The following is a 12,638-nucleotide window of genomic DNA, read 5'->3' as shown; positions in this document are numbered from 1 at the left end:
GGCGGGCAGCCATCAGGGCAGGTCTGCTGCCCTGTCGGGCACAACGGCGCGTGGCACGGCCGTGCCGAGAGCCACCGGCCCTCTCCTGTAATCAGGGGTCGGCGACCGCCGGCACGAACGCCGCCACCAATGCGATCACCAGGAACACGATCATCTCCGCCACCACGACCTCCTGCCGCGACAGCGCGCATGACCGCGATCATTACTGTGGCGCAATAGGCGACGGCGAGTTCGATAGACCTTCACCGGTACCGAACATTCGGCGCTGTCGATAGCGTTCGTCATCGACCATACTGCTCCTCACCAGTCGCCAGACCGCCGCGGCGGCCGGCCGCGCACCCGGCCCCTCGGGCGCGCTGTCCCCTGACTCAATGGAGAGTTCATGTTCCGACGGACCCCCCTCGTCCTGGCGGCCGTGGCGCTCGCCGCCGCGCTCGCCGGCACCGCGTCCCCAGCCGCTGCGGCCCCCGGCCTCGCCGTGACGCCCAGCCTCAACGCGACCATCGCGTTGAACAACTGCTCCGCCTCGCTCGTGCGCTACCCCAGCTCGGTCGACTCCGACAGGGCGCTGATGTTGACCAACGGCCACTGCTACGAGGGCGGCTTCCTCAGCGCGGGCGTGGTGCTGCAGAACAAGAAGAGCACCCGGTCGGGCACCCTGCTCAGCTCGACCGGCGCGAACCTCGGCACGGTGCGCGCGGACACCCTGCTGTACGCGACGATGACCGGCACCGACGTCTCGCTGTACCGGCTGTCGCGCACCTACGCCCAGCTGCGCAGCTCCTTCGGCGTGACCGCGATGACCCTGTCGGCCGGCCACCCGGCCAACGGTTCGAGCATGTTCATCCCGTCCGGGTACTGGAAGCAGGTCTGGACCTGCTCCGTCAACGGGTTCGTGCCCACCCTGCGCGAGGGCGAGTGGACCTGGCACGACTCGATCCGCTACAACACGGGCTGCAACACGATCCACGGCACGTCCGGCTCGCCGATCGTGGACACGGCCAGCGGGCAGGTCGTCGGGATCAACAACACCGGCAACGACGACGGCGCGATGTGCACGCTCAACAACCCGTGCGAGGTCGACGCGGACGGGACCACGCACGCGTACCTGGGGCAGAGCTACGGCCAGGAGACCTACTGGTTCACCACCTGCCTCGACGCCAGCCGGCGGATCAACCTGACGGTCAGCGGCTGCCTGCTCACCAAGCCGTAACGGCGGTCGGGGCGAGGCGGCGCAGGTTGCTCCCCCGCCGCCTCGCCCCGAATAGCCGGCGTAGCCTTCACCCTTCACCGCGCAAGGCGATCACATGAAGGAGCGACGCGACGTGGCGGTAGGGGTCGGTTCTTCCCGCGCGTTCTTCGGCGTCGAGGAGAGCATCGAGTTGTTGGGGATCGGGCAGCGGGGCCTCGGCGGAGGCGGCGTCGGTGAACACCCGGACCCCGTACCACTCCTGCGTGGACAGTTGCCTACGAGCAAGCTCTGCTACCAGGTCCTCCAGGCGGTCGGCTCTGGCGTTCACTCCGAGCCGGTTGAGGTAGGAGGTCCCCTCGAACGCTCGTTCGGCGCTCGCCCAGTCGCCCAGCAGTCCGGGCCGCATCGCCAGGGCGTCGCCGTTGCGCACCAGCAGTGACACGGTCCCGCCTGGAACCAGCAGCCACGCGATCGCGCTCAGCAGCGGCCCCGGATCGGCGAAGTACATGAGTACGCCGTGGCACAAAACGGCATCGAAGCTCGCCGGCCCGAACAGCTCACCGAGCCGCTCGGCATCCCCCAGCACGATCCGCACCCGCGCGCGTACCTCAGGAGCCTGCGCGCCCACGGCGGCGGCGAAGTCGTCCAGGAGCTGGGGCGAGGAGTCCAGCCCGGTCACCAGGTGACCCCGACGTGCCAGAGCGAGGGCCTGGGTGCCCTGGCCGCATCCGACGTCAAGGACTCGCCGAAGCGGCAGATCCGGCAGGTGAACCGCGAGCTGTCGTGTCACCAGCTCCTGGCGGACAACCTGACGGAGCGTGCCCAGACGGGCCCGCCACCGGTCCTCACCCGCCGCGAACCCGGCACTCACGTCGCCTCCCCGCCCGTCGCCGTCCGCACCGCCGCTTTTGCCGATCTCGCCCAGATCTTCGACGCCATCCTGGGACAACCTCGCCACCATCAAACCACCTGGGCCGAACACTTCCCGACCGCCGCCCCGGCACGCTCAACGGCCGTGGTCACGCTGGCCGGAGGGCAGGGCGTCTCCATCGTCGCGATCGCCGGCGCGCCCGCGCCCCGTCAGACGACGCGGAGCACTGAGCGGTGCAGCGTTTCAGCGCGCATGCCCGTTCCGGTGTGGCGGTAGCGGACGAGTTCGGCCGCGTCCAGCGTTGTGGTGCCGAACTCGGTGCCGCGGCGGGCGTCGCACCACATGATAGCGAGGGTGACTGGGTCTCACGGTTCGCGGATGAGGTGATCGCCGAGGCGGCACAGCGCGGCGTGGCGGGGCCGATCGTGTGCGCGTCGGGGTTGAGCCCGTCTGGGCCGGTACATCTGGGCAATCTGCGCGAGGTGATGATCCCGCATCTGGTGGCCGACGAGATCAAACGGCCAGTCCCGGCACCGTCCGTAGTGGACTAGGCTTGACCGGTGATCGAGTTCGGGGTGTTGGGTCCCCTGATGGCGACGCGCGGACAGACGCGACTCGAGCTGGGCACCCCGATGGTGCGGCGGACACTCGCCGTGCTGCTGTGCCACGAGGGGCGCGCGGTGCCCGCCGCCGTCGTCGCCGATGCCATCTGGGACGGGAAGCCACCGCCCACGGCCCGAAAGACCCTCCAGGTCTACGTCATGCGGCTGCGGCGCGCCCTCGGCGTGCCGCAGCTCGTGCGGCACACCCCGGCCGGCTACGTGGTCGACCTCGGCCTGGGCGTGCTCGATGCGCACAGGTTCACCGAGCTGCGCCTCGCCGCGCTGGCCGACCTCCGGGCCGGGGACCTGGTGTCGGCGAGTACCGGGTACGCGCGGGCGCTGGCGCTGTGGCGCGGGGCGGCGTACGCCGACGTCCTCGACATGCCGCTGGCCGCGTCAGCCGCGTCCGGGCTCGAGGAACTGCGGATCGCCGCGGCGGAGGAGAAATCAGGGGCGGACCTGGGACTCGGCCGGTACGCCGAACTGGTCGCGGAGCTCCCGCACCTCATCGAGCGGCATCCGTACCGCGAACCGCTGCGGGAGCGACTGATCCTCGCGCTGTACCGTTCCGGGCGGCAGTCCGACGCGCTGGCCGCCTACCGGGCCGCCTACGTCCTCCTCACCGATGAGCTGGGCGTCGAGCCCGGTGCCGGCCTCCAACAGGCGCATCATGTCGTCCTGCACGGTGAAGCCGACAGCGTCGCGGGAGGGACGGCACCGGCACTACTGCCGGCTGACATCGCACCGTTCGCTGGCCGGCACGGGCAGTTGCGCGAGCTCGACGCGTACCTCCCGCAGCCGGGCGCGGCCAACCCGCCGGTGGTCATCCACTCCGTGACCGGCATCGCCGGGGTGGGGAAGACGGCCCTGACCGTGCGCTGGGGGCACCGGGTGCGGCACCGGTTTCCCGGTGGCCAGCTCTTCGCCGACCTGCGGGGATTCGACCGGCGGGAGCCGGCAGCCCCCGTCGCGGTGCTCCGACGGTTCCTGCGCTCGCTGGGGGTACCCGCCGACAGGATCCCGGACGACGAGGAATCCGCTGCGGACATTTACCGGACGCTCCTGGCGGACCGTAGTGTCCTCGTGGTTCTGGACAACGCGCGCTCGGCCGAACAGGTCCGGCCCCTGCTGCCGGGCAGCCGCACATGTCTCGTGGTGGTCACCAGCCGGGACACGCTGACCGGGCTCATCGTCCGTGACGGCGCACGCCGCCTGACCCTCGACGTCCTGTCGGCGGCCGACAGCGTCGAGCTGGTCGCGAGCATCGCCGGCCACACGCGGGTCGCCGCCGAGCCGCAGGCCACCGCCGACCTGGTGCGCGCGTGCGGGTACCTCCCGCTGGCGTTGCGGATCACGGCCGCCGTTCTGGCGGACAACCCGCACCGGACGGTCGCCGAGCAGCTCGCCCTGCTCGCCGGCCCCGGCCGGCTCTCCCGGTTGGAGATCGCGGAGGACCCGGCCAGCACACTACGGGCAGCGTTCGACATGTCCTACGCGTCGCTGAACCCCGGTGACCGGCGGGTGTTCGGCATGCTCGGTCCCGCTCCCGGCGCCGACTTCACCGTCCCGGCGGTGGCCGCTCTGACCGGACTCGCCCCGGAACTGGTCGCGGCCACCCTGCACCGGCTGGTCGCGGCGAACCTCGTCATAGAACCGGCCCCCGGTCGCTTCACGCTGCACGACCTGCTGCGCGAGTACGCGTCCGAGTTGGCCGGCGACGTCGACCCGGCCGTGCACCGGCTGATGGCGTTCTATCTCGGGCATGTCGAGGCCGCGACGGAGCTGACCCACCCGCAGACGCTGAGCCTCCCGGCGGCCGGCACGCCGGCGTCGTTCCCCGACGCCGTGACGGCCCGCCAGTGGCTGGTGGCGGAACGGCTCAACGTCATCGCCGCGGCAGAGTACGCCGCTGCCACAGGCCCGCGGTCCATGGCCTGGCTGTTGACCGTGGCCATCCGCGCCCATCTCTGTGGCGAGCGGGAACTCGGCGACCTGAGCCGGCTGTCCCGGATGGCGCTTCCCCTGGCCGAGGCCGCCGGCGATGTCCGCGCCCAGGCGGCCCTGCACTACGGTCTGGCCAATGCCGCGTTGTTCGCCGGGCGTCCACGGGACGTCCTGGGGCCGGGCACCTGCGGAAGCCGCCTCGCCCAGCAGGCGAGTTGGGCGGAGGCCCGGGTCGGGTTCCTGTCGAACCTGGGGGCCGCGTGCTTCTTCCTCGGCCGGCTCGCGGAGGCGGAAGACCACCTCGTCGAGGCGCTCACGGTGTACGACCAGGAGCCGGTGGCGATGCGAAAGTCCACCATCCTCAACCGGCTGGGCACGGTGTGCCTGCTGAGGGGCAACCTGGTCGGTGGCACCGAGTACCTGGAGCAGGCGCTGGCGGGCACCGTGGACGCGAACGCCGGCGCGTACCCGGTCAGCGTCGACCTGAGCCTGCTCGCCTGGGCGAGGCGGCTGCGGGGGGATGCCGCCGCGGCCCTGAGCCACGCCCGCGAGGCCCACGACCTGCTGGTTTCCGTCCACGCCACGCACGCGCGGGCGATCGTCGACATCCAGGTGGCCAAGGCGCTGCGAGATCTCGGCGACTACGCCGGGGCGTTGCCGATCGCCGCGGCCTCGGCCGAGGCGCTCGAGAACGCCGGCGACGACCTGTCCGGCGTCCATGCCTGGCTCACCGAGGCCACGATCCTCGCCGAAACCGGTCGACCCGAGGCGGCGTTGCGTCGACTCGGCACGGCGCTGGACGTCGCGACCCGGCTACAGAACTCCAACTACATCACGGAATGCGAACTGTGCCACGCCATCATCTTCTTCGGAATGGACGATCGTGCGTCCGCTGGGCTGTACGCGCAGCGGGCCCACGACCGCGCCGTGGCTGACGGACTCCTCCTCCTGGAGGGGCAGGCGGGCCTGGTTCTGGCCGCCGTCCGCGACGACCGGACGCTGGCCGAGCGAGCGCGAGCGACTCTCTCCGAAACCGGCCACCGTGCCGCACCCCACCCGGTGACCTGGCTGCCCGAGCTGACCTGGCCCTAGGAACAGCGCCCGCTACCAGACTGCTACCGGCGGCCCGCACGCTGTCCGGGTGAGGCGCGCATCGGCGCCGCGAACCGGATGCGGTCGCGCGCGGCGCCGGCGGGGACCGCACCCATCGAAGAAAGTGAGGAACACTCGATGAAGAGCACAGTGGGCAGGGGATTCGATACGGCGACGGCTACGGTCGCCACCCTCGGCCTCACCGCGAGTCCGGCTCAGGCGGCTTTCGACACCGCCTACTGCCGGGTCCACTTCACCAGCTGCCGGTCCGGCGACATCACCTCGCACAGTTCGCAGCACTGGATCCGGTACTGGATGGGTTCCGGCTCGCTGTGTGGCGCGGACTGGCGGATCGTGGACGGGGACAACGGCGCGGTGGTCGCCTCCGGCTCCGTCCCGCAGAACGCCACGGCGGCCGGCACCATCTACGGGCTGCACGGCAGATACCACATGACGATCGTCAACGGGTGCACCGGTGCCGACGGATGGTTGAGGAACTACACGTAGTCGCGAGCCTGCCCAACGCGGTCCCCGGCATCGCGCGCGACCCGCAGCCCACGGAAGGTGTCCGGCGACCAGCCGGATCAGTTCGGGGCGGAGCCAGCCGAACTCCGGGTGCCGATCGCGGGGCCATGTTCGCGGTACGCCAGGACGCCGCCCGCAGCTCGCGGTCAGCGAGCTGTGCTCGGGGCAGGCGGCGACCTGGCGTGCCGGGGCGCTTCACCGGCGGGAGGCCATCGCGCCGAGCTGGCGGGCACAGCCGGTAGCGGGATCGGTGATGTCCGGAGCCGGCCTGCCGGAGTCGTCGAGCTGATTCGTCTGCCGTCACGAAATCGGCCTCACCAAGATTTCCTACGGGTGCGCGCGTCGGCGCAGGTAACGCAGCACCCGCCGGCGGCCGGCACCGCCATGGGCCTGCTGGGAGTAGCTGAGGACGCCGGCGCTGAGGGACGCGACCGTGGCCAGGGCTGTCGTGGCGATCACCGCCACGGGGCCCTGGGCGGCCAGTGGCGCGGTCGCCACGGCCGAGCTGCCCGCCGCGAGGCTGATGGCGGCCCAGGCGCGGCTGCCCGTCCGGCGTGGGTTCCGCACGCTGGTGAGCGTCTCGGTCAGGTCGGCGACGAGCCTGCGCACGTCGCCAACGTCGCCGTCGTTCCAGATCCGGGCCAGTCGGCGGGCGTGTAGGTGGGTAAAGCGCCCGTACCCGGCGCCGTCCAGCGCGCTGAGCGCCGGCAGGAGGTCGTCGATGAGCACTATGTCTGGCTCGTCGTGGTCGAGGGCGTGTTCCAACGGATTCAGGGCCCGACCACCTGCGGGCACCGTGTAGGCGACATCCGCATGGTGCTGGCGGGCCGAAGCCGTGTGCCAGGCGGCATGCAGCCAGCGGCCCAGAGTGTCGGCATCCGTGGACGGAAGCTCGGTGGCGGCGATCATCCTGGCGATGGCGGAGGTACGCAGGTCCCGGCTCCCACTATCCTCGATCCGCCGCAGGAGCTCACGACCCTCATGCGAAACGAGGCGTTCAGCCGGCAGCGACAGGTCGGGATGCCCGATGCGCAGCCGCCCCTCCCACGGCACGACCCGCAGCACGCCGGCACGCTCCGCCTCGATCCACCGCCGCCAGCCAGTCTCCATCAGCCCCAGGTCTTCGTCCGCCGCGCCGCCGGACAGCTCGGACAGAAACGTGCGAAGCACGCCGGGCACCTCAAGATCTGAAGCGCGGTCCAGGCGCGGGCGCAGCAACCGCTCCGGAGTGCGCCCCAGAGCCGCCGCGATGCCGGTCCGCAGACCGGTGTCGCTGATCCCCCATTGCTGGCAGGGATTCAGGGTGGTCTTGCCTTCGGAGGGCAGCAGGTTGGCGCGGAGCGCATCGGCCAACCGACCCCCGGGACGCGCCGTGGACCGGGTGCGCACCTCCAGCGGCAGGCGTCGAAGGTGCGCGCCCCGCCCAACCAGATCCAGCAACACCGCCGGCGCGGTTCCCAGGAAGAATCTCCCATCGAGGATCCAGCTGTCTGGCAGCACCAGCGTCTCGGCGAGCAGCGCGTCAAAGCGCAGCTGCCCGACGTAGGCGTCGGGTGCCCCGTTGTTGCCGGCCTGAGCTCCCGGTCCGTAGACGTCGGACAGGAGCCGGCGTGAGCCCAAACGCTTCACGGGATCGGCCATACGTCCATTATGGCCGGTGGTCCGCGCGGCGTGTGAACTCGTTCTGCTCGCATCCAGGTCGCCGCTGTCAAGTAATCTCGCTGCCCCCAATTCGGGGGGCTACACCGCCCGGTGACGGGTGGCTACGCTCCGGCCAACCGGCCACGGTGGCCGGGGCGAAGGAGGTTCCACCATGAACCAGGACACGGAGTTGACGGCCGCTGAGCTGCAGTCATTACTGGAAAGTCGGGTCACGTCCGCCGGTGGCGACACCGGTCTGACGACCTTCATCGCGGCGACCGCCGACACCGCGGAGTAGTTCGTGCATCCGACCCGGGTGTGCCGGCCCGAGGACACGTTCGCTCGGGTGCGGCCCCATTTCGGGCGCATCGGCATCACCCGGGTCGCCGACATCACCGGCCTCGACCGGATCGGCATCCCCGTGTACAACGCGATCATGCCCCGGTCCCGCGACGTCCTGTCGGTGTACAGCGGCAAGGGCGGCACGCCCGAGGCGGCCCGGACGTCGGCGGTGATGGAGGCCGTCGAGCGGTACGCGGCCTGGCTGCCGCTGCGCCCGACCACCGTGGCAAGCCACGACGACCTCGTCGCCGAGGGGCGGGCGGTGATCCGGCCAGGGGAACTGAGCATCGCGCTGCGGTCGCAGTACCGCGATGACCGGCCGATCTGGTGGGTGACCGGCCGCGACCTGGTGACCGGCGCCGACGTCCTCGTGCCACATGGCGCCGCCGTCTACGGGCGCGACCCTGGCGCGCCGCCGTGCCTGCGGCTGACCCACACCACCGGGCTGGCCTCCGGCAACACGCTCGATGAGGCGGTCGGGCACGCGCTGCGCGAGGTGATCGAACGCGACTGCATGACCATCTCCGAACTGGTCAGCAGCCGGCTGGCGGCGCGGCTGCCGGACCGCGCCACGCAGCTGCGGGCCCGCAACCCGCACATCGACGCCGCGACGGTGCCGGCGTCGGCGAAGACCCTGCTCGACCGGTTCGCCGCCGCCGGACTGCGGGTGACGCTCGTGTACCTCGACTCGGACCTGCGAGTACCCACCATCATGGCCTCCTGCGCCGAGGACAACGGCCCGTCGGCGGCGAAGGCGCACGGCGGCTTCGGCACCGACCCGGACCCGGAGCTGGCCCTGCTGCGCGCGCTCACCGAGTGCGCCCAGGGCCGCGCCGTCGACATCCAGGCGATGCGCGAGGACCTGGCGCTGCCGGACGAGGACGTGCCCGCGCACCGGGCCGCGACCAGGCGCGCCGCCACGATCGACCGCACCGGCTGGGCCTGGCGGCCGGCCGGCCGTGTGGTCGACTTCGCGGACCTGCCCCGGGGGCCGGTGACCGACCTGGCCGGACAGACCCGGTTCATGCTCGACCGGCTGGCGGCGTGCGGGCTGGACCGGGCGGTCGCTGTCGACCTGTCCCCGCCGGAGCTGCCCGTGCACGTGGCCAGGGTGATCGTGCCCGGGCTGGAATCGTGGAGCGTGGACCGGTCGAAGATCGGGACGCGCGCCACCCGGGCGTGGAACGAGGCGGCGCGATGAGGCCCGTGGTGTTCCTCGGCCCCAGCCTCGACCCGGCGGAGGCGGCGGGGTTGTGCGACGCGGAGTACCTGCCGCCCGTCGGCCGGGGCGACATCGACGCCCTGCTGGGTCGCGAACGGCCGCCGGATCGGATCGGGATCGTCGACGGGGCGTTCTTCCAGCGGTTGTCGATCTCGCCGAAGGAGGTGCTGTGCGCCCTCGACCGGGGCGTGCGGGTGTGGGGCGCGGCGAGCATGGGCGCACTGCGGGCCGTGGAGTGCGCGCCGTATGGCATGGTCGGCGTGGGCCGGATCTACGCCGAGTACGCCGCCGGCCGGATCGAGGCCGACGACGAGGTGGCCATCGCCTACGACCCCGACACAGGCCGCCCGGTGTCGGAGCCGCTGGTCAACCTGCGGTTCGCGGTCGCCGACGCGGTAGCCGCGGGCACCACCACCCGGATCGTCGCTGACCGGTTCCTCGCCGTCGCGAAGGAACTGTACTTTCCGCAACGCCGCACCGGCACCGTCCTGGCACTGCTCGCGGACGAGCTCGCCCCCGCCGAGCACACCGCCCTCGCCGAGCACCTGAGGACCCGCGCCCCGGACACCAAGCGCGAGGACGCCCTGGAGCTGCTGCGCGCGATCGGCGACCCGGCATGACCGGCGGCGTGCTGCTGGTCAGCATGCCGTGGGCGGCGCTCAGCGCGCCGTCGATGGCGCTGAGCACCCTGGCGCCGCTGGTCGACGGACACGACGTGACCGTCCGGTACGCCAACCTGGACTGGGCCGAGCGGGTCGGACTGTCGGCGGCGGAGTACAACACGATCGCGGACTCCTATTTCGCCGGCCTCGGCGACTGGGTGTTCGCCGGCGCGCTGCACGGCACCGTCGAACGGTTCCTGCCCGCGCCCGCCGCCGACGGGGTCGATCCGGAGGCGTTGTTCGCGACCGCGACAGAGTTCATCGACGAACTCGCCGCAGAGATCGTCAGCGCCGATCCCGTGTTCCTCGGACTGACCAGCACATTCATGCAGAACACCGCCTCGCTCGCCCTGGCCAGGGCCGTCAAACGCGCCGCCCCGCACATCGTGGTCGCGCTCGGCGGCGCCAACTGCGACGGCGAGCAGGGCGCGGCCCTGGCGCGGGCGTTCGACTTCCTCGACCTCGTCGTGCGCGGCGAAGGCGAGCGGGCCCTGCCCGCCATCCTGCGCGCCCTCGGCCAACCCGAGGCGTTGTCCCAGGTGGACGGCCTGTGCTGGCGTGCAGCCAACGGCACCCTGGTCGAGAACCCGCCCGGCCCGGTACTGCCGATCTCGGAGCTGCCCGAAGCCGACCAGTCCGCCTACTTCGACCGGCTGGCCCGCTCGCCGCTGGCCGGGGAGATCCGGCCGACTCTGGTCCTGGAGGGCTCGCGGGGCTGTTGGTGGGGCGCGAAACACCACTGCACGTTCTGCGGCCTCAACGGCAGCACGATGGCGTACCGGGCCAAGTCGCCGCACCGGGTGGTAGCCGAGCTGACCCGGGCCGTCGGCAGGCACAAGGTCCTCGACGTGACCTTCGTCGACAACATCCTCGACGTGGCGCAGCTGCGGGCCGCGTTGCCCGAGATCGCCGAGCTCGGCTGGGACCTGCGGATGTTCTTCGAGGTCAAAGCCAATCTGCGGTACGCGGAGCTGCACGGGCTGCTCCGCGCCGGCGTACACGAGATCCAGCCCGGCATCGAGAACCTGAGCTCCCGGGTCCTTGGTCTGATGCGCAAGGGCGTGACCGGCGCGCAGAACGTCGCCCTGCTCCGCGACTGCCGGACCCTCGGGCTGACCGTCCGGTGGAACTACCTCTTCGGCTTCCCCGGCGAGTCCGACGACGACTACGTGCCCATCGTGGAGCGGCTGACCGACCTGCACCACCTCGAACCGCCGATCAGCGCGGCCAGGGTCCAGCTCGAACGGTTCAGCCCCTACTTCACGGATCCCGAACTCGGCCTGGTCAACCTCGGCCCGAGCCGGATCTTCCGCCAGATCTATCCGACGGTACCGGCCGACGAGCTCGCCCGCATGGTCTACCACTTCGCCAGCGTCCCGGCCGGCATCTCCGGCGAGCCGGTGACGGCTCTCGGCGCCGCCGTCAGCGCCTGGCGGGCCGGGCACGACACGGCGAGCCTGCGCAAGTACGCCGCCGGGGACCGCACCCTGATCGTGGACACCCGCGCCGGCCGGAACGAGGAGTACGTCCTGTCCATCGCGGAGTCGCGGTGCTACGAGGCGCTGGGCCGGCCCCGGTCCCGGGCGGCCGTGCCCGCCGACGACGCCGTCTGGCACCGGCTCGCCGAGCTCGGACTGGTGTTCACCGAGGGCGGCCGGCACGTGGCCCTGGCCACCGGGGTGTACGACCACCGGCAGGCCGGCGGGACCCCGGGCGGCCGGCCCAAGGTCGAAGCCCTGGGCGGCCAGCCGTGATCACCGTGGCGCGGGCCGAGCCCGCGGACCCGCCACCGGTGCCGGCCTCGGCCCGGGTCTGCTCCTCCGACCGGCCGCCGACAGAGCACGAGCTGCGCGACTGGGTACTCGCCGGGTTGCGGGAGATCACCCTGACCGGGTCGGTGGTGCTCGATCGCGCCGAGCCCGACGGGTACCTCCGTGTGCTGCGCCTGCTCCGCGACTGTGCCGCATGGCGGGTCGTGGTCCGGTGGCACGGCGCGATCGCCGGCGATCTTCACGTGGCGCCGCTGCGTCACCTGTCGCCCCCGCTGGACGCGGGCGGCCGGCCGATGTGGGCGTGGGTTCCGGAGGGACTGGACCTCCGGCACGGACCCGACTTCGCCCTGGTGCACGACGCCCGAGCGGCGCCCGCCCGCAACCATCGGATCACCGACCTGCCGCTGCTCGCCGCACTCCGGCTGGCCCGGGAGCCCGCGCCGATCGCGGAGCTGCGCGCGCTCGGCGACCATGTGTTACCGATCCTGGATCACCTGTCCCTGCTGGCGACAGCGGGTGACCTGGCCCTGAGCCTCCCGGCCCGTCGGGCCACGAGCCGTTAGCCCGGAGCCTGGTGGGGCCGGGGGCCGAGTCGGCCCCCGGTTGTTGTAGGCCGCGCCCAGGCTCCAGGTGATGCCGTACTGCGGCACGCCTCCGTTGCCACTCGCGTCGCACTGGACGCCACCGCGGGGTCGCTGGGTGTGTGGTCATCACCGCGCGGGGGGATGACCTGTCAGGCTCGATATCGGATGCGGGGAGGCCGCGCGTTGTGA

At 72.0% G+C, this 12,638-nt stretch carries 11 protein-coding genes; 9 read left to right on the top strand and 2 right to left on the bottom strand.

What is annotated here, in order from left to right; genetic code table 11:
- Positions 1-382: 382 nt before the first annotated feature.
- A complete protein-coding gene (locus tag IW245_RS09795) occupies positions 383-1,213 on the top strand; it encodes a S1 family peptidase (RefSeq protein WP_197002854.1) in 831 nt (276 codons plus the stop codon).
- A gap of 67 nt (positions 1,214-1,280) precedes the next feature.
- On the opposite strand, the gene IW245_RS09790 is transcribed toward IW245_RS09795, so the two are convergent.
- Entirely contained in the window at positions 1,281-2,153 is an 873-nt protein-coding gene (locus tag IW245_RS09790) for a class I SAM-dependent methyltransferase (protein WP_231398735.1), read from the bottom strand.
- 143 nt (positions 2,154-2,296) lie between these two features.
- On the opposite strand from IW245_RS09790, the gene IW245_RS42130 reads away from it, so the two are divergent.
- The 3 genes from IW245_RS42130 to IW245_RS09775 all read left to right on the top strand — a co-directional run bounded on the left by IW245_RS42130 (position 2,297) and on the right by IW245_RS09775 (position 6,208).
- Positions 2,297-2,614, top strand: coding sequence for a hypothetical protein (locus IW245_RS42130; RefSeq protein ID WP_233472405.1), 318 nt, complete (start codon positions 2,297-2,299; stop codon positions 2,612-2,614).
- Between the two features lie 9 nt (positions 2,615-2,623).
- Positions 2,624-5,701: an AfsR/SARP family transcriptional regulator gene (locus tag IW245_RS09780; RefSeq protein ID WP_197002853.1), complete on the top strand. Its 3,078-nt coding sequence runs from the start codon at positions 2,624-2,626 to the stop codon at positions 5,699-5,701.
- A 138-nt stretch (positions 5,702-5,839) separates the two neighbouring features.
- Complete coding sequence (locus IW245_RS09775; protein WP_197002852.1) at positions 5,840-6,208, top strand: hypothetical protein; 369 nt, start codon at positions 5,840-5,842, stop codon at positions 6,206-6,208.
- 345 nt (positions 6,209-6,553) lie between these two features.
- Here IW245_RS09775 and IW245_RS09770 read toward each other — a convergent pair whose 3' ends face one another.
- Positions 6,554-7,867 carry a hypothetical protein gene (locus IW245_RS09770; protein ID WP_197002851.1) on the bottom strand — a complete coding sequence of 438 codons (1,314 nt, stop codon included), beginning with the start codon at positions 7,865-7,867 and terminating at the stop codon, positions 6,554-6,556.
- 172 nt (positions 7,868-8,039) lie between these two features.
- Here IW245_RS09770 and IW245_RS41545 point away from each other — a divergent pair, with 172 nt between their 5' ends.
- The 5 genes from IW245_RS41545 to IW245_RS09750 are packed head-to-tail and all read left to right on the top strand — an operon-like array spanning position 8,040 to position 12,428.
- The gene (locus IW245_RS41545; RefSeq protein WP_267919863.1) at positions 8,040-8,165 is read left to right on the top strand and encodes a hypothetical protein; all 126 of its coding nucleotides are present in this window, start codon (positions 8,040-8,042) and stop codon (positions 8,163-8,165) included.
- Between the two features lie 3 nt (positions 8,166-8,168).
- Positions 8,169-9,410, top strand: a complete 1,242-nt coding sequence (locus IW245_RS09765; protein ID WP_307788876.1) for a YcaO-like family protein — start codon at positions 8,169-8,171, stop codon at positions 9,408-9,410.
- Positions 9,407-10,051: a TfuA-like protein gene (locus IW245_RS09760; RefSeq protein WP_197002849.1), complete on the top strand. Its 645-nt coding sequence runs from the start codon at positions 9,407-9,409 to the stop codon at positions 10,049-10,051. Before IW245_RS09765 ends, IW245_RS09760 begins: the two co-directional genes overlap by 4 nt.
- Positions 10,048-11,847, top strand: a complete 1,800-nt coding sequence (locus tag IW245_RS09755) for a RiPP maturation radical SAM C-methyltransferase (protein WP_197002848.1) — start codon at positions 10,048-10,050, stop codon at positions 11,845-11,847. Before IW245_RS09760 ends, IW245_RS09755 begins: the two co-directional genes overlap by 4 nt.
- Positions 11,844-12,428: a DUF5825 family protein gene (locus tag IW245_RS09750; protein ID WP_197002847.1), complete on the top strand. Its 585-nt coding sequence runs from the start codon at positions 11,844-11,846 to the stop codon at positions 12,426-12,428. The genes IW245_RS09755 and IW245_RS09750 overlap by 4 nt, the downstream gene beginning before the upstream one ends.
- Positions 12,429-12,638: the final 210 nt, after the last annotated feature.

This window comes from Longispora fulva, from assembly GCF_015751905.1.
Classification (GTDB): Bacteria; Actinomycetota; Actinomycetes; order Mycobacteriales; family Micromonosporaceae; genus Longispora; species Longispora fulva.
The sequence above is the reverse complement of the archived record's forward strand: the minus strand, read 5'-3'. Positions and strand labels throughout refer to the sequence as shown.